Source organism: Nostoc sp. NOS(2021) (assembly GCF_017115025.1).
Classification (GTDB): Bacteria; Cyanobacteriota; Cyanobacteriia; order Cyanobacteriales; family Nostocaceae; genus Nostoc.
Genome location: NZ_JABXKM010000047.1, coordinates 1 through 15,338 on the forward strand (window position 1 = coordinate 1; position 15,338 = coordinate 15,338).

At 43.3% G+C, this 15,338-nt stretch carries 21 protein-coding genes; 13 read left to right on the forward strand and 8 right to left on the reverse strand.

What is annotated here, in order from left to right; all coding sequences use genetic code 11:
* Positions 1–508 precede the first annotated feature (508 nt).
* Positions 509–982 (forward strand): TspO/MBR family protein, encoded by a 474-nt coding sequence (locus HWQ41_RS05295; protein WP_292760462.1) that lies wholly within the window; start codon positions 509–511, stop codon positions 980–982.
* 90 nt (positions 983–1,072) lie between these two features.
* Positions 1,073–1,546, forward strand: a complete 474-nt coding sequence (locus HWQ41_RS05300; RefSeq protein ID WP_292760463.1) for a TspO/MBR family protein — start codon at positions 1,073–1,075, stop codon at positions 1,544–1,546.
* Here the strand turns inward: HWQ41_RS05300 and HWQ41_RS05305 are convergent.
* The 3 genes from HWQ41_RS05305 to HWQ41_RS34240 form a co-directional block, all read right to left on the reverse strand.
* On the reverse strand, positions 1,534–2,259 hold the full coding sequence (locus HWQ41_RS05305) for a M15 family metallopeptidase (protein ID WP_292760464.1): 726 nt from the start codon (positions 2,257–2,259) through the stop codon (positions 1,534–1,536). The genes HWQ41_RS05300 and HWQ41_RS05305 overlap by 13 nt on opposite strands.
* A gap of 26 nt (positions 2,260–2,285) precedes the next feature.
* Positions 2,286–2,564 (reverse strand): DUF4926 domain-containing protein, encoded by a 279-nt coding sequence (locus tag HWQ41_RS05310; protein WP_292760466.1) that lies wholly within the window; start codon positions 2,562–2,564, stop codon positions 2,286–2,288.
* A gap of 63 nt (positions 2,565–2,627) precedes the next feature.
* Positions 2,628–2,771 carry a DUF6883 domain-containing protein gene (locus HWQ41_RS34240; protein WP_366931635.1) on the reverse strand — a complete coding sequence of 48 codons (144 nt, stop codon included), beginning with the start codon at positions 2,769–2,771 and terminating at the stop codon, positions 2,628–2,630.
* Positions 2,772–2,822: 51 nt separating this feature from the next.
* Here HWQ41_RS34240 and HWQ41_RS05315 point away from each other — a divergent pair, with 51 nt between their 5' ends.
* The 5 genes from HWQ41_RS05315 (at position 2,823) to HWQ41_RS05335 (ending at position 8,096) form a co-directional block, all read left to right on the forward strand.
* Entirely contained in the window at positions 2,823–4,292 is a 1,470-nt protein-coding gene (locus tag HWQ41_RS05315) for an aminotransferase class I/II-fold pyridoxal phosphate-dependent enzyme (protein ID WP_292760467.1), read from the forward strand.
* A gap of 203 nt (positions 4,293–4,495) precedes the next feature.
* A complete protein-coding gene (locus HWQ41_RS05320; protein ID WP_292760468.1) occupies positions 4,496–5,473 on the forward strand; it encodes a choice-of-anchor A family protein in 978 nt (325 codons plus the stop codon).
* Positions 5,474–5,608: 135 nt separating this feature from the next.
* Entirely contained in the window at positions 5,609–6,628 is a 1,020-nt protein-coding gene (locus HWQ41_RS05325; protein WP_292760470.1) for an ABC transporter ATP-binding protein, read from the forward strand.
* Positions 6,629–6,779: 151 nt separating this feature from the next.
* Positions 6,780–7,667 carry an ABC transporter permease gene (locus HWQ41_RS05330; RefSeq protein WP_292760471.1) on the forward strand — a complete coding sequence of 296 codons (888 nt, stop codon included), beginning with the start codon at positions 6,780–6,782 and terminating at the stop codon, positions 7,665–7,667.
* Between the two features lie 33 nt (positions 7,668–7,700).
* Positions 7,701–8,096: a hypothetical protein gene (locus tag HWQ41_RS05335; RefSeq protein WP_292760473.1), complete on the forward strand. Its 396-nt coding sequence runs from the start codon at positions 7,701–7,703 to the stop codon at positions 8,094–8,096.
* 78 nt (positions 8,097–8,174) lie between these two features.
* Here the strand turns inward: HWQ41_RS05335 and HWQ41_RS05340 are convergent, their stop codons facing one another.
* A complete protein-coding gene (locus HWQ41_RS05340; protein ID WP_292760474.1) occupies positions 8,175–8,612 on the reverse strand; it encodes a peroxiredoxin in 438 nt (145 codons plus the stop codon).
* Positions 8,613–8,806: 194 nt separating this feature from the next.
* Between HWQ41_RS05340 and HWQ41_RS05345 the strand changes: the two genes are divergently transcribed.
* The 6 genes from HWQ41_RS05345 to HWQ41_RS05370 all read left to right on the forward strand — a co-directional run bounded on the left by HWQ41_RS05345 (position 8,807) and on the right by HWQ41_RS05370 (position 12,489).
* On the forward strand, positions 8,807–9,211 hold the full coding sequence (locus tag HWQ41_RS05345) for an Npun_F0494 family protein (RefSeq protein WP_292760475.1): 405 nt from the start codon (positions 8,807–8,809) through the stop codon (positions 9,209–9,211).
* Between the two features lie 396 nt (positions 9,212–9,607).
* Complete coding sequence (cobQ, locus tag HWQ41_RS05350) at positions 9,608–11,092, forward strand: cobyric acid synthase CobQ (RefSeq protein ID WP_292760477.1); 1,485 nt, start codon at positions 9,608–9,610, stop codon at positions 11,090–11,092.
* A gap of 76 nt (positions 11,093–11,168) precedes the next feature.
* Positions 11,169–11,405, forward strand: a complete 237-nt coding sequence (locus tag HWQ41_RS05355; RefSeq protein WP_069073076.1) for a 2Fe-2S iron-sulfur cluster-binding protein — start codon at positions 11,169–11,171, stop codon at positions 11,403–11,405.
* Between the two features lie 99 nt (positions 11,406–11,504).
* The gene (locus tag HWQ41_RS05360; protein ID WP_292760479.1) at positions 11,505–11,807 is read left to right on the forward strand and encodes a type II toxin-antitoxin system RelE/ParE family toxin; all 303 of its coding nucleotides are present in this window, start codon (positions 11,505–11,507) and stop codon (positions 11,805–11,807) included.
* 11 nt (positions 11,808–11,818) lie between these two features.
* Entirely contained in the window at positions 11,819–12,130 is a 312-nt protein-coding gene (locus tag HWQ41_RS05365; protein WP_292760480.1) for a HigA family addiction module antitoxin, read from the forward strand.
* A 140-nt stretch (positions 12,131–12,270) separates the two neighbouring features.
* Positions 12,271–12,489 (forward strand): type II toxin-antitoxin system HicB family antitoxin, encoded by a 219-nt coding sequence (locus HWQ41_RS05370; RefSeq protein ID WP_292760482.1) that lies wholly within the window; start codon positions 12,271–12,273, stop codon positions 12,487–12,489.
* Positions 12,490–12,494: 5 nt separating this feature from the next.
* Here the strand turns inward: HWQ41_RS05370 and HWQ41_RS05375 are convergent, their stop codons facing one another.
* From HWQ41_RS05375 to HWQ41_RS05390, 4 genes are all read right to left on the reverse strand, one after another.
* Entirely contained in the window at positions 12,495–12,767 is a 273-nt protein-coding gene (locus tag HWQ41_RS05375) for a hypothetical protein (protein ID WP_292760484.1), read from the reverse strand.
* A 111-nt stretch (positions 12,768–12,878) separates the two neighbouring features.
* Positions 12,879–13,322, reverse strand: coding sequence for an SRPBCC family protein (locus HWQ41_RS05380; protein ID WP_292760486.1), 444 nt, complete (start codon positions 13,320–13,322; stop codon positions 12,879–12,881).
* Between the two features lie 44 nt (positions 13,323–13,366).
* On the reverse strand, positions 13,367–14,806 hold the full coding sequence (gene zds / locus HWQ41_RS05385; RefSeq protein WP_292760488.1) for a 9,9'-di-cis-zeta-carotene desaturase: 1,440 nt from the start codon (positions 14,804–14,806) through the stop codon (positions 13,367–13,369).
* 276 nt (positions 14,807–15,082) lie between these two features.
* The gene (locus tag HWQ41_RS05390) at positions 15,083–15,259 is read right to left on the reverse strand and encodes a CopG family transcriptional regulator (RefSeq protein ID WP_292760490.1); all 177 of its coding nucleotides are present in this window, start codon (positions 15,257–15,259) and stop codon (positions 15,083–15,085) included.
* Positions 15,260–15,338 lie beyond the last annotated feature (79 nt).

The following is a 15,338-nucleotide window of genomic DNA, read 5'->3' on the forward strand; positions in this document are numbered from 1 at the left end:
ACTTATCGGGGGTCTAACCTAGTATGGGTTAGACCCCTAATTCGCCAGCAGCATCCTCTAAGAAGTCGGGGATCTGAGTCTTGTGATTTGAACGAAATCAAATAGGATTGCTATATAAGCTTTCTTGCCTTCTGCAATGCCCCATGCCCATAATTTACAGCAGTATGAGGCGTAGGTTGGGTTGAGGAACAAAACCCAACATTATCAAGACTTCGTTGGGTTGATCTGTCGCTCAACCCAACCTTGTATCTTAATTTTGTATTAGTCCACGGAGGTGGACGAGAGTTTGTGTAGCCGCGAATTCCATTCGCCAAGACTTAAGTTGACACCAATGAGCAATGTTCCCTAGCGCGTGGTCTATTTAAGACGAAAATAGCTATAAAATCCTGCCAAACGATGTGAAGATTTCAAACTCAGGGATGATGAGTAATTAGCAATTAAATTGACAAAATCAGACTATAAAGAGTGATATTAAGCGATAGATAGCGCTTGTAAAGGACTAACGGGCATGATTAAATCTTGGATGGTGATTGGGGGTGTGGCTTTTTTAGTTGCCTTAGCGGCTAACCTGATTACGCCTAGCGATCGCCAATGGTTCAAGCGCTTACAACGACCGAGATGGCTAACTTTTGAGGGTGCGATTCCAATTATCTGGACTGTAATATTTATTTGCGGTGCTTGGTCGGCTTATATTGTCTGGGAAAAAGATCCAGGAAGCACCTCAACTTGGTTAATCATGGGTTTATACTTGCTTTTAGAAATTATTACCATTGCCTATACGCCTGTAATGTTTAGGCTTCACAGTCTGAAAGTGGGTACAATTCTTGGTGGCACAGGTTTTATCATTTGTGTTTTGTTGATACTTGCAGTCTTAGGTTTTTCTGGTTGGGCAGCATTGTTGCTGGTTCCTTATTTACTCTGGAGTCCCATTGGTACTTATACCACTTGGCAGATGATTAGTCTCAATCCTCAAGATGCCTAAGATTGGCACCAGCGAATGATTCAACCTACGCCCTAAATTGTCAAACTTGCAGTGTATGACTTAACAAAATACACAAAACTTGAGTGCATTATGATTCCATCTTGGATAATAATTGGGGCTGTAACTTTCTTCATCGCCCTTGGTAGTTTCTTGATCACGCCGCGTGATGTTAAATGGTTTGCCCAGTTAAGTCGCCCTCGCTGGCTAGTTTTTGAGCCATTGATTCCGCTCATCTGGACTGTGATTTTTATTGGTGGTGCAGTTTCAGCTACTATTGTCTGGCAAAAAAATCCCGGAAGCCTAATAACTTGGCTACTAATGGCTTTGTACCTGTTGGTGGAAATTATCACTGTCGCCTACATACCTGTAATGCTGAGGTTTCGCAGTCTCAAAGCTGGGGAAATTCTTGGACTAATCGGTTTGATTTTAGCCATTGCCCTGGCAATCTGCGTTTTGCCAATTTCTCTAATGGCGGCGCTGTTACTCCTTCCCTATCTAGTTTGGACTCCCATTGGTACTTACACTACTGACGAGTTAAGGGAACTGAATCCTCAAGATGCATAACGCATCTGTGCAAGACGCCCATAACGTGCCGTGACAGGATTGGCTGGATTGGATTGATTATTCAGCCAAGCCCACATTTGATCGCCAACAGAAAAATGCCACCACTCTCTAGGATTGCGTTGAAAGCCGGCTTTTAACATTACATCTCGCAATAGCTGACGGTGAGCATGATACTTTTGTGCTTGTTGGTGGTCGCTATTGGCATAATAATCGGGATGCGATCGCTCTGACATTTCATCAATTGGCGAACCCATATTCACTATTTTCCCAGCATCATCTACCAGCGTCACATCCACCGCCGCACCTGTACTGTGAGGAGGCGGAGTTTTTTCATCCAAACTTGGTACAGCCCAAATTTCATAAACTGCTTCCCAAATCTCTTGGCGCTGGTTTGGGGATAACTCCACCTCAGTCAGTCCCCTATCCTGTACTGCTTGGGCGAAGCTGTAATCTACCATAAACTGCTGAACTGCGATCGGGCGATAGGCATCAAAAATTTGGATACGCCAGTTAGGATGCAGAATATTAAGATAATTTTGCCCTTGGAGCAAACTTTCAATCACGCTTTGACGGAGATAATAAGGAGAGCGATCGCCATAAGTAGCACCCAACTTTTCATAAGGATGGGGAGATTCCACCGCAAATAATTCTAGAGGAATCTTTATTAGCGGTTCACCACACTCGAAAATTGGGATTTGATGATAAGCCCTCATATTCTTTCTCCCAATAAAGTAAAAACTTAGGCAATTGCCAAATCATAATGTAAAACTAAGATTTCATCTGATCTCAGAGTAGCCATTGCATATTCAGAGCCTTGAGTATCAGCAAACTCGACTAAATAATGATTTTCCTCTTCTTGCTCATACACTTCTACAATTGTCCCAACTTGCCCACTGGGTAAACCTTTGATAGAAGTATAATCTTCTTCTAGCAGTTGTAATCTCTCAATTGGAATAGGCTGGAGTGTAGCAATATAGCAGTTCTCGCTTGGATGCAACATATGGTAGGGGCACAGCATTGCTGTGCCCCTACGAGTGGTCTGTATTCCATGCAATTGAGAACCGCTATAGTATCCAGAAGTTTAACTTTTTTCATTTAACTTCAGAGATGCGAAAACTCTGGCTTGATGTTTCCCACTCGGATGTTCTGGGTTTAGACAATAACCTATGAGCTTTTGCGTAGAAATCTCTGCTTGTTCGCCGTTGGTAATTTCATCGTCTATCAATATGCCCTAACAGACTTCAAATTTTATCATTGACGGTTCGTTTTTTCAAAAATGCTCAATCAAAACCAAACACCCTTATTAGATGCCTTAAAAGCCAATGCAGCAAGACCCCATGCGCCTTTTTACACGCCAGGACATAAACGAGGTGTAGGCATTGCTCAACCCTTGGCTGATTTACTTGGTAAAGCCGTCTTTCGCGCTGATTTAACCGAATTAGCAGATTTAGATCATCTCTTTGCACCCCAAGGCGTTATTCAAGAAGCACAACAACTGGGGGCTGAGGCATTTGGCGCTTTGCAAACATGGTTCCTTGTCAATGGTTCTACCTGCGGTATTGAAGCGGCAATTCTCGCTACCTGTGGCACAGGCGATAAAATCATTTTGCCTCGGAATGTGCATTCTTCTGCGATCGCTGGTTTAATTCTCTCAGGTGCAATACCAATTTTTCTCAATCCTGAATACGACCCTGTTTTAGATATTGCCCACAGCATCACGCCCAATGCTGTACAATCTGCACTCCAACAGCATCCAGATGCCAAAGCAGTGTTGACAGTTTACCCCACATATTACGGCGTTTGTGGAGATTTGAGTGCGATCGCCAGCATTACACATCAATACAATATCCCTCTACTCGTAGATGAGGCACACGGCGCACACTTTGCCTTTCATCCAGAATTACCCACTCCAGCTTTAGCCGCAGGTGCCGATTTAACTGTACAATCCATCCACAAAGTCCTCGGTGCAATGACACAAGCATCGATGCTGCACATCCAAGGTAATAGGATAGATGGCGATCGCATCAGTAAAGCTTTGCAACTTGTACAGTCTACCAGTCCTAGTTATTTACTTCTAGCTTCTCTAGATGCAGCGCGTCAGCAAATGGCACTCCACGGAAAAATGCTGATGTCTCGGACTTTGCAACTTGCTGACGAAGCTAGAACGCGAATCGGCCAAATTCCTGGATTATCAGTTTTGGAAATGCCTCGGTTGCGGGGATTTCCCGGCTTTGTGGCTTTAGATAAAACGCGACTAACTGTCACTGTTTCTGGTTTAGGCTTAACCGGATTTGAGGCAGATGAAATTCTGGATGACAAATTTGCTGTCACCGCTGAATTTGCCTCACTACAACATCTCACCTTTATCATTAGTTTGGGCAACACCCCAGCTGATATTGAGCAATTAGTGCAAGGTTTTACCACTCTTGCCAAAGAATATCGCCGAACCAACTTGACTGTTAAAAGCTATATTTGGCAAAATCTTTTCACTATGCAGTGTCATGCTTTATCTTGTTCTCCCCGTGAAGCCTTTTTTGCTGTCAGTGAAATACTACCTTTGACACAGACTAATAATCGCATCTGTGCCGAAATCATCTGTCCCTATCCCCCAGGAATTCCTGTATTAATGCCGGGAGAAGTTATCACGAAATCTGTCCTTAATTACCTGCAACAAATTCAGGCAACGGGGGGATTTATCAGTGGTTGCAATGACATTAGCCTGAAAACTTTGAAAGTTGTGAAATAACGTCCTAACTCATAACTCCTGAATTCTTGTTGATAAAAATTTAATTCATGTAGTCAACAGTAAATCTGCGGGTTAACGGATAATTTAGGTAAAAATATACAGGAATTATGCTAGATATGAAACTTCAATTAAAATAGGTAGTAGACTAATGCCATCTTTGATTTATACCCATAGGATAATGTTGATGATTTATAAATCAGAAGATGAAATTAAAAACCTATTATGTTTGGGGAGTAGTAGCAGCTCCGATTGTAGCCACTCTGGCGCTGGGTTTTTCAGCAAGAGCGAATGCAGTTGAGTTAGGCGCTGCCTCTGATTACAATGTATTTGTTTTGGGAGATATCTCTCAAAAATATACAGATATTGAAGGAAAACTTGCTGCTGGCGGTAACGTGAATTTTGTTGGCGGACTCGGAAGTAAACTTTCTAACAATAGCGGCAACGTAGTAGTAGCTGGACAAAACTTAACTCTAAGCAACGGTCAAGTCAACCACGGTAATGCTGTCTACGGAGGTAGCGCCAATGTGTCCAGCAACGAGGGATTTCCACAGGGAACTCTCAGCAAGAGTAATCCCATCGACTTCAATGAAGCAGGGAAAGAATTGCGAGGGCTATCTCAATATTTGGCAACCTTAACTCCTACTGGTAAAACAACAGTTCAACCTTGGGGTGCTATTAACCTTAGTGGCAGTGGTACTGCTTTCAATGTTTTTAATGTTGCAGGCTCATCTGTCTCCAAGACAAACTATTTTGAAATCAGTGGGGACGCAAATTCGACTATTGTTGTCAATATCAGCGGTAAGGATGTGTCGCTGCAAAACTTTGGGTTCAATATCCTTGGCACAGATAAACAAAAGGTGATCTACAACTTCTATGAAGCGACAAACATAACTGCCACTGGGATTAGCATACTCGGTAGTATTCTTGCTCCTTTGGCTAATTTCAATTTCAATAACGGTCAAGTTAACGGTAACGTGGTGGTAGCTTCTTTGACAGGAAATGGCGAGTCTCACAACTATCTGTTTAATGGTGATCTGCCGGATCTCCCAACTAAATACTACACTAAGCCTCCCACCCATACTCAAGTTCCAGAGCCTGCAAATCTTCCAGGTTTAGGATTAATTGCTGTAGTATTTGGTTTATTTCGCCACAAACGCAATCAACCAACTTGCCTAGAATAATCATAAATTTTTAGCAGTATGGCGCATGACGCGAACTTGTTTAGAGATTTTCGCTCATGCGCCATTTCCTTGCTCCCTACCTTCTACAATAAAGATAGACTTTATTGAGATTTGTATAGTTGGGGATAAGCTGTCATGGCTCCCGCCGTTTTAATTCAAAATCTGCAAAAACGCTACGGTACAGTAGTTGCCGTCCAAGATGTTTCCTTTCAGGTAGAACCAGGAGAAATCTTTGGTTTATTAGGCCCCAACGGTGCTGGGAAAACTACTACCTTGCGGGCCTTGTGTACACTGACCACACCAGATGCTGGCAAAATCGAAGTATCTGGCATCTCTGTGTTAGATAATCCGAGAGTGGCAAGACAACGACTAGGCTATGTTGCTCAGGAAGTCGCTATTGATAAGGTGCTGACTGGAAGAGAACTGCTGCAATTGCAAGCAGCACTTTATCACCTCCCAGGCGCGATCGCCAAACAGCGCATTGAGACAGTATTAGATTTACTCGGTTTGCAAGAATACGCCAATAAAAAAACAGGAACCTACTCTGGCGGTTTACGCAAGCGCCTAGACTTAGCTGCTGGCTTGCTCCATTCACCGGATGTTTTGGTATTGGATGAGCCAACAGTAGGGCTTGACATAGAAACCCGTTTTGTGGTCTGGGAATTTCTGCGAAAATTACGCGCCTCTGGGACGACGGTAGTAATTACCAGCCATTACTTAGAAGAAATTGACGCCCTAGCCGATCGCGTGGCAATTATAGATCGGGGCGTTGTGATTGCCAGTGGTACACCTTCACAATTAAAAGATCAAGTCGGGGGCGATCGCATCACCTTGCGAATCCGCGAGTTTTCCCCCATTGAGGAAGCCGAAAAAGCTAAAAACCTCTTGCAACCTTTGCCATTTGTCCAAGAAGTGATCATCAACAGCGCTCAAGGTAATTCCCTCAACTTGGTGGTGACACCTCAGAATGATGTTCTGATTAACATACAGCAAGCGCTGAATACTGCTGGCTTGCCCATATTTGGCATCGCCCAATCTCGCCCCAGCCTCGATGACGTTTACCTCGCCGCCACAGGACGCACCTTATTGGATGCAGAACTCGCAGCCGTAGCCACTCGCGATCCCAAGGCTGAGAAGAAGCAGAATATGAGATAGGGACTGGGGACTGGGGACTGGCGACTGGCGACTGGGGAGGAGTTTTGCCAATACCCAATCCAAAATCCCTAATCCAAAATCCAAAATCCCTAATCCCTAATCCCTAATCCCCAATCCCTAATCCCTAATCCCCAATCCCCAATCCCCAATCATGAGCGTTACTCCTAAATCTGATATCAATTGGCAGCCGCTAGCATCGCCGCAAGTTGATGCTAATGCTGCACCTAACTTTTTCGGTGAATTGGTACAAGAGACGCTGGCTTTAACTCGTCGCTTGTTTATTCAGTTGCAACGCCGTCCCTCATCTTTGGTTGCCGGAATTATTCAGCCAGTAATGTGGTTGATACTGTTTGGCGCTTTGTTCCAAAATGCTCCCAAAGGTATATTTGGCAATACAACAAATTACGGTCAATTTTTGGCTGCCGGCATTATTGTGTTTACAGCCTTTGCTGGGGCGCTGAATGCTGGTTTACCAGTAATGTTTGACCGTGAGTTCGGCTTTTTGAATCGTTTGCTGGTAGCACCCTTAGCATCGCGGTTTTCCATTGTCTTTGCCTCGGCAATCTTCATCATCAGCCAAAGTTTGCTGCAAGCAGCGGTAATTGTAGCGGCGGCGGCGTTCTTGGGGGCTGGACTACCAGATGCAGCTGGTTTAAGTGCGATCGCTCTAATTGTCTTCCTCTTAGCTTTGGGTGTAACAGCCATCTCCCTCGGTTTAGCTTTTACCCTACCCGGACACATTGAATTGATTGCAGTGATTTTCGTGACTAACCTGCCATTATTGTTTGCTAGTACTGCTTTGGCTCCTCTATCCTTCATGCCTCAGTGGTTGCAGGTTGTAGCTACCCTAAATCCTCTCAGCTATGCGATCGAACCAATTCGCTATCTTTATCTCCACAATAGTTGGGGATTAGCTAGTGTAGTGATGCAGGCTCCTTGGGGTAATGTTACCTTTGGGGGAGCGTTGCTGGTGTTGTTTGGCTTTGCCCTTGTCGCCTTGCTGAGTATTCAACCCCAACTGCGTCGGACTCTTGCTTAAGATAAAATAGAGCAATTTTAGGGTCAAAACCCCATGAAAAAACCATTTTTACAAATTACTAGACTCTTTGTGACTACCGTAGCAGGAATTAGCTTTGCTTCCTTGCTGATGGCTCAACCCAGTTCGGCTCAAAGCAGCCCAGCGGATGCTTTTCCCAGTACGAGTACAACAGACCAAAATACCGATCCGTTCTCCCGTTCAAACTCAGATAATTTCAACATGCTTGACCTGGTTCATCGGGCGAATTTCGGAACTCTCAACTGGAATTCTGACCAACAGAACCAAGAATTAGACTCAGCAGCAGCAGCCTTTAAAGCAAGGCAACAAAAACTAATTCCAGGTCAGCAACAGCAAGCAACTCCCGGTTTGCCATCGGTTACACTACCATCACTTACGCCACGATCAGTTACACCACCATCAGGTAACTGAATTCAAATAAAGAACCCCAAGCCCTCTAGGGTTTGGGGCTAAGACTATTTAAAAAATCCTTAGTTATCAGGTAAAAAACTACAGCCCAAGTGTAGCTAAAATATCGCTAGCATGGGTGGTGGTATTTACATTAGCGTCAACATGGGTAATTTTGCCGCTGGGGTCAATTACGTAGGTGACACGCTTGGCATAACCGCCACCATCCACATCGAAAGCTTTGATGAGGGATTTGTCGCTGTCAGCCAGTAGGGGAAAATTCAAATTATATTTTTGGGTGAATGCCTGATGGGAGACTTCATCATCTGCACTGACTCCCAAAATTACAACATCTTTACCTTGATATTCAGCTTGGGCATCCCGAAAACTACAGGCTTGTTTGGTGCAGCCTGGCGTGTCATCCTTAGGGTAAAAATACAAAACAACCGTCTTCCCGGCAAAATCAGATAACGAAACTGTGTTGCCGTTTGTATCTTTGGCGGTAAATGCAGGTGCATCCGTACCAACTGCTAGAGGCATAATTAACTTTTCCTGTTTCAGATTGTTGATGCACTTGAAATTTTACATGAATTTATAATGATTAAATATAATTACTAAAAAATAGCATAACTATACTTGAGGTAACTAATTTTGGTTAAATCAGGTAGCTGGTACAAGAAAAAATATATTCTTAAATTAATCTTTATTAGAAGAAAAATTTCTCCCCATACACAATGGCTGCTGTTGATTCCCAAAACCCAAATATTTTCGTCTATCCTCAAAGCACAGTAGAAAGAGCCGAGCGATCGCTAGTGTGTTCACCCTTTAATCTATCTTTATTTGAAGTGATGGGACACCAGAGTGTGTCATTGAGTGCGATCGCCCTCGAAAATGGACTCAAGCAGGGCTATACTAAACGCCCTTTATCAGAATTAGCCTGTGATAACGCTTTGGGCTGGCTGATCCAAGTGGGTGTATTGCGGCGAGAAGTCGATGGGCAGGGAATTACAGATAGTTATCGCCTCACTCCCTTGGGACGTCAGTTAGTGGAACAATATCAGGGAAAAAATTGGCGAACTCCTTCATGGCGCGATCGTTTATCCGATGCTGTGATTCGTTGGTTGCGGATACCTTTTTAGAATAAAAACCCAAAGAGTTAGGATTAGGGAATCAAAGGGAACAATATATACGGAAACATCACATTTATTCATGAAGTCTTTACCATAATCATCTGACCGAAATTTGTGATGGGCATTGGGCATTGGGCATTGGGCATTGGTTCTTCTCCCCCTGCCTCAATACAGTTCAGTTAAGGATTTCTTCCTTCTCTTCCTTTGCGTCCTTTGCGTCCTTCTCTAACGAGACGCTGCGCGAAGGCGGTTCGTTAAAAAAATTGACTTTGACAAAGAGTTAAGCCTTAACCCAAGCGTATTGCCCCCTGCTTCCCTGCTTTTTTAACTGATGAATGGATTGTCATATGACTGTTCGCTCCTAAAAATTCACCCTGTATCTTGAAAAACTAACTAATAGCAACTATGAAATCAATTATGGTAGTGGGGACAACATCCCATGCAGGGAAATCACTTTTAACTACAGCTATTTGTCGCATTCTGTCGCGGCGTGGCTGGCGAGTGGCTCCCTTTAAAGGTCAAAATATGGCTTTAAATGCTTATGTCACTGCCAGTGGTGGAGAAATTGGCTATGCCCAAGCAGTACAAGCTTGGGCGGCGGGAGTCGTGCCTTGGGTAGAAATGAACCCAATTTTACTCAAACCCCAAGGGGATATGACTTCCCAAGTAATTATCAAAGGTAGGTCTGTTGGCAAAGTCAGTGCCTCAGATTACTACGAGCAATATTTTGAACTGGGGTGGCGGACAATTGAAGAATCGCTACAGCATTTAGGAACAGAATTTGACTTGGTGGTTTGTGAAGGTGCCGGTAGTCCAGCGGAGATTAACCTCAAACACCGCGACTTAACTAATATGAGGGTGGCAAAATATTTGAATGCGCCAACCATGTTAGTAGTTGATATTGATCGAGGTGGTGCTTTTGCTCATGTGGTTGGAACCTTAGAGTTATTAGAACCGGATGAACGCGCCTTAATTAAGGGTGTAGTAATTAATAAGTTCCGAGGACAGCGATCGCTCTTAGAGCCGGGGATAGAATGGTTAGAAAAACGCACAGGTATCCCCGTTATCGGTGTTATACCTTACTTACAAGATGTGTTTCCAGCAGAAGACTCCCTTGACCTGCTAGAACGTCAATCGTCGTCGAATAAAGCCCAAACTGACCTCAACATTGCCGTCATCCGCTTACCCAGAATTGCCAACTTCACCGACTTTGACCCACTGGAATCAGAAAGCACAGTTTCAGTGAAATACCTCAGTCCTAAGCAAGATTTAGAACATCCTGATGCCGTGATTATCCCAGGTACAAAGACCACAATTGCTGATTTACTACTGCTGCAAAAAAGCGGTATGGCAGAAGCTATCCAAAATTATGCTGCTTCTGGCGGAACGGTTTTAGGTATCTGCGGTGGCTATCAAATGCTTGGTCAAATCATCGCTGATCCAGAAGGGATAGAGGGACAAGCTGGCAGATTTCAAGGGTTAAATCTTTTACCAATCCGAACTGTAATTACAGGGCAAAAAATTGCCCGCCAGCGCCAAGTTAGCTCAAATTATCCACAACAGGGCTTACCAGTCAATGGCTTTGAAATTCACCAAGGGCGATCGCGCATCGAACAGCAAGGGATAGATCCCCAATCCTACCATGCCCTATTTGACGATGTTAATTTAGGGTTGGTGGATAGTTGTCAATCAGTGTGGGGTACTTATCTCCACGGGCTTTTTGACAACGGCCCTTGGCGACGGGCTTGGTTAAATCGCCTCCGTCAACAGCGGGGTTTAAAATCTTTGCCCACCGGTGTTGCTAATTACCGAGAACAGCGAGAACAGATTTTGGACTCCCTAGCCACTGAAGTTGAAAGCCATTTAGACTTAACTCTGTTTTTGTCCTAAGCTAAAATGCGTTGAAATGTCATTAGTCATTAGCAAATGACTAATGACTAATGACTAAATTAAATGCGTAACATTGATGATTGTTCGTGTCCGCTTTTTACCAGATGATGTCACAGTAGATGCCGAAGTGGGAGAAGCCCTCTTAGATGTAGCAGACCGGGCTGGGGTATTTATTCCCACCGGTTGTCTGATGGGGTCTTGTCACGCTTGCACCGTCGAATTAGAGGATGGAGAAATCATCCGCGCTTGTATTACCGCAGTACCGCCACGCGAAGAATTGACGATTAATTTGTTTAGCGACCCAACTTGGTAACGTCGCCCCTGTTAGTATGCTATGCGGATATTAATTGTGCTATTGTAAATAGAGTAAATTAGGAGTTACGTAACGCATAATATCTAGTCTTACTAATTTATGTCTTCGTCAGACAAATATCCAAAGTTTAAAGATAAAAGGACGGAGCGGTTTGCTTTAGGTGAGAGGGTAAAAGAGTTTCAGGCTTTTACAGAGCAAGCATATAAACGACTTGATATATTAGAAGCCGCTACTAACAAAGAATCTTTGATGAAACTACCGAGCAACCATTTTGAGTCTTTAGAGGGTGATCGAAAAGGTCAATATAGCATTCGGATAAATAAGCAATGGCGAATTTGTTTCAATTGGTCAGATGAAGAATTTAAACCTTTCAATATTGAAATTACAGACTATCATCATTAATGGAGAACAACATGGCACGTCCACCCATCCATCCTGGAAAAATTCTTGCTGATGAGCTTGATGAATTGCAGATGAGCGCAAGTGAGTTAGCACGTATCCTTCATGTCCCAACAAATCGTATTACTGAAATAATTAATGGTGAACGGGCAATTACTGCTGACACGGCATTACGATTAGGACAATGGTTTGGTACTGGTGCCGAGTTGTGGATGAATTTACAAAAGAATTATGAGCTTAGACTAGCTGAAGAAAAAATGGGTGAAGAAATTCAGGCAACTATTTCTCCCCGGATATTACCTGAGTTAAAACAAGTCAAGGCATAAACAAAAATCTAATCATTGATTCAATTTTTTGGATAGACAGCAAGAAACTTTGACACATTGTTTCTTACTGTGGCGATCGCATCTGTTGAGAAAATTAATGTCAAAGAAAGTTAGGGATCTGAAGCAAATGCTTCGTCAACATGAATAAATTCAAGTACCAAATGGTAATTCAGTGGTCTGAGGAAGATGATTGCTTCTTAGTAGGATTCCCTGATTTTCCAGGACAACGCTGGCGGACTCATGGCGATACTTACGAGTTAGCTGTGGCAAATGGAATTGAGGCTTTAGAGTCTCTAATTATTGCTTACGAAACTGTCGGTGATCCACTTCCAGAACCATCTTATGAGGCTGGATCATAAAGAATTTAACTACCAAAAAGACTTTCATAAAAAAGATTCAGCAAATTCACAGTTTCTATATTGCCATTATCAAACTGAACATAAACGTCATGAGATAAAGTCTCTTTCATAATTCTTCCAATCCTACCGGATGGATAAACTCTGCATTTACCACCAATATAAAAATCGTAAGTTCCTTTATCAGCTTTAGAGCAAGGTACTCCTTTAGAAAAAAGTGTCTTTATACCGGATTCATCAATGTACTTCAAGTTAATGTGACGCATTCCATTCTCACTCATCTTTTATAATAAAGAAAATTATAACATTTTCTAAAAATAATCCATATTTTCCCATCAGGCAGTAAGAAAATTTTACACCTTGTTACCTACTGCCTGTTTTTGCTATCTATATCAATTAGCTTTAACATTCAGCGCATATTCTTTAAACCTTTCCAAATCAGCTTGAATTGTCGATTCAACTATCCGCCCCAAAAATAAGTTATCCATAATTTTGCCAATAATGCCGGGGATGGCGTAGGAAATGGTCATTTTGACAACGCTACTACCGTTGCGATCGTAAAAGCGAATCGCTCCCTGATTCGGCAAACCATCAATCGATTCCCATTGGATAATTTGGTTGGGAATAACTTTGAGAATTCGAGATTTCCAAGTAAATTCTAAACTACCCGTCTTTAATTTCCAAATAGATATATCTGGATTATCTGGCGGAATTTTCACCGAATCAATCCACTTCATCCACCGGGGCATTTGCTCCAAATCAGACCAGAGGCTCCATACTAAATCTATGGGAGCCTCTACTTCTACCTGTACAGTATGCTCTAACCAGTCTGACATCTCTCTTCTTCTTCCTTTGCGCTCTTTGCGTCCTTGGCGGTTCGTTATCTCTTCAAACTCTCCAAAATCACTTTTGCCGCCCGCCGTCCAGAAATAGTAGCACCTTCCATGCTGTCGATGTAGTCTTGCTGAGTATAACTCCCTGCAAGGAAGAAATTATCTACTGGTGTTTTTTGGTTGGGACGGTACGCATCCATCCCTGGCGCTTCTCGGTAGAGAGACTGAGCAAGTTTTACCACACTATACCAAGTCATATTTAGCTCCCGCGACGAGGGAAACAGTTCATGGACTTGCTTGAGGACATGCTGCGCGATCGCTTCATTACTTTGTGCTATAAACGGATCTCCCGGTGTCAGCACTAACTGTAACAAAGACCCCTGTCCTGGGCGATAATAATCAGCAGGGCTAGTCAACGCCAAATCGGCAAAACAAGAAAAGTCAGCATCGGCTGTGTAAAGTAAATTATCGATTCCCGCCGCATGATTTAGCTGTTTACGTTGCTCTCCATCGTTCAGTTCCGTTACCCAACCATCAAAGCGTAACTGCACTGTAGCCACTGGCACTGCATCCAGTTTGTAAATATTGTCAAATTCTGACCACTTACGCCACTCGTGGGGTAGGATGCGTTGAATTCCTGGAACATCGCAGGCAAAAACGTAAGCATCAGCAGTGATAGTTTCTACGGCATCACCTTGGGCAACTACTATACCAGTGACGCGGGTTTGTTCGGCTGACTCTGTAAACTGAATTTCCCGCACTTGCCGACGCGTGTAAACTTTAGTGCCTCTAAATTCCAGATATTCCAGAATGGGCTTATGTAAATACTCATAGGGAGAACCTTCCAGCATTCGCAAAACTGAAGCTTCAGTTCTGACTGCAAATAACTGGAATATCGTTAACATACAACGGGCAGACATATTTTCGCAATCAATAAATCCCAATGCGTAGGCGATGGGGTTCCATAGGCGCTTGATGCTGCCATTACTCCCACCATGACTGCGGAACCAGTCGGCAAAGCTAATTTTATCTAATTTGCGGATGGTTTTCATCGCCCCGTTAAAGTCTACCAATCCGCGAACTATCGGACTAGTACCCAAAGCGATCGCATTTTGCAATTTATCCTGCAACGAGAGTTGGGAAGTAGTAAAAAATGCCTTTAAGCCATTGAAAGGCGCACCCGTAAGGAAACGAAAATCCAAAGCACCAGTGCGCCCCCCTTTATTAATAAAAGTGTGGGTATGTTCCTTGAGGCGCAAGTTTTCTAACACCCCCACTTTCTTCATTAAGTCAAATAGTTCGTAGTAGCACCCGAAAAATACATGCAACCCCATTTCTAGATGGTTGCCATCTCCATCAACCCAACTGCCTACTTTACCACCCACAAACGGACGAGACTCAAAAATCTCTACTTCACAACCAGCATCAGCTAGATCTACTGCGGTTGCTAGTCCAGCCAGTCCCGCACCTACGATTGCAACGCGCATTCCGTCGTTCCTTTTCAGCTTCTTTACAGATTGTAACTGCGTTGGTGTCGGAATTTGCTACTTAATATCAACTCCACCAGCATATTAAGTCATAGCAATGTCGAGACTAAAACCTCTTTGATCACTTCTTTTAGTCCCGGTAAATGACCAGACGCGAGAAAAACGCGTCTGTATCAGCTAGACAAACTCTTATCCATTGCGGTGGACTCAAAAAAGTATCATAGCTATTTTTTTGGTGGCAAAGCAGTTATCTGGATAAGTCGTGAAAGCATCTTCTTACCTATTTACATCTTTGCTGTCGTCGGAGACAGGCAAACTTCTAATCAGTTCACGAATCACGTCGGTTGCGGGTCTACCTGTTTGTTCGCAATATTTTTCTAGTTTTTCCGCTTCCTGTGTTGCGAGATTAACTGTTATACGTTTAACGGCCCATTTTTTATTTGTCATTATCATGCTATTTGCTGTATATTTTAGATCATTGAAAGAATCTAACTAAAGAGGAGACCGATAAGATTATCAGAGTTTGTCTCAG

What these genes read in the sequence shown, in the direction of transcription:
- HWQ41_RS05315 (WP_292760467.1), top strand. Translation starts at nt 2,823, where the DNA reads ATGCTCAATCAAAACCAAACACCCTTATTAGATGCCTTAAAAGCCAAT.
- HWQ41_RS05370 (WP_292760482.1), top strand. Translation starts at nt 12,271, where the DNA reads ATGAATAAATTCAAGTACCAAATGGTAATTCAGTGGTCTGAGGAAGAT.
- HWQ41_RS05380 (WP_292760486.1), bottom strand. Translation starts at nt 13,322, where the DNA reads ATGTCAGACTGGTTAGAGCATACTGTACAGGTAGAAGTAGAGGCTCCC.
- HWQ41_RS05325 (WP_292760470.1), top strand. Translation starts at nt 5,609, where the DNA reads ATGGCTCCCGCCGTTTTAATTCAAAATCTGCAAAAACGCTACGGTACA.
- HWQ41_RS05340 (WP_292760474.1), bottom strand. Translation starts at nt 8,612, where the DNA reads ATGCCTCTAGCAGTTGGTACGGATGCACCTGCATTTACCGCCAAAGAT.
- HWQ41_RS05360 (WP_292760479.1), top strand. Translation starts at nt 11,505, where the DNA reads ATGTCTTCGTCAGACAAATATCCAAAGTTTAAAGATAAAAGGACGGAG.
- HWQ41_RS05365 (WP_292760480.1), top strand. Translation starts at nt 11,819, where the DNA reads ATGGCACGTCCACCCATCCATCCTGGAAAAATTCTTGCTGATGAGCTT.
- HWQ41_RS05335 (WP_292760473.1), top strand. Translation starts at nt 7,701, where the DNA reads ATGAAAAAACCATTTTTACAAATTACTAGACTCTTTGTGACTACCGTA.
- zds (WP_292760488.1), bottom strand. Translation starts at nt 14,806, where the DNA reads ATGCGCGTTGCAATCGTAGGTGCGGGACTGGCTGGACTAGCAACCGCA.
- HWQ41_RS05295 (WP_292760462.1), top strand. Translation starts at nt 509, where the DNA reads ATGATTAAATCTTGGATGGTGATTGGGGGTGTGGCTTTTTTAGTTGCC.
- HWQ41_RS05345 (WP_292760475.1), top strand. Translation starts at nt 8,807, where the DNA reads ATGGCTGCTGTTGATTCCCAAAACCCAAATATTTTCGTCTATCCTCAA.
- HWQ41_RS05355 (WP_069073076.1), top strand. Translation starts at nt 11,169, where the DNA reads ATGATTGTTCGTGTCCGCTTTTTACCAGATGATGTCACAGTAGATGCC.
- HWQ41_RS05310 (WP_292760466.1), bottom strand. Translation starts at nt 2,564, where the DNA reads ATGCTGTGCCCCTACCATATGTTGCATCCAAGCGAGAACTGCTATATT.
- cobQ (WP_292760477.1), top strand. Translation starts at nt 9,608, where the DNA reads ATGAAATCAATTATGGTAGTGGGGACAACATCCCATGCAGGGAAATCA.
- HWQ41_RS05305 (WP_292760464.1), bottom strand. Translation starts at nt 2,259, where the DNA reads ATGAGGGCTTATCATCAAATCCCAATTTTCGAGTGTGGTGAACCGCTA.
- HWQ41_RS05320 (WP_292760468.1), top strand. Translation starts at nt 4,496, where the DNA reads ATGAAATTAAAAACCTATTATGTTTGGGGAGTAGTAGCAGCTCCGATT.
- HWQ41_RS05390 (WP_292760490.1), bottom strand. Translation starts at nt 15,259, where the DNA reads ATGATAATGACAAATAAAAAATGGGCCGTTAAACGTATAACAGTTAAT.
- HWQ41_RS05300 (WP_292760463.1), top strand. Translation starts at nt 1,073, where the DNA reads ATGATTCCATCTTGGATAATAATTGGGGCTGTAACTTTCTTCATCGCC.
- HWQ41_RS05330 (WP_292760471.1), top strand. Translation starts at nt 6,780, where the DNA reads ATGAGCGTTACTCCTAAATCTGATATCAATTGGCAGCCGCTAGCATCG.
- HWQ41_RS05375 (WP_292760484.1), bottom strand. Translation starts at nt 12,767, where the DNA reads ATGAGTGAGAATGGAATGCGTCACATTAACTTGAAGTACATTGATGAA.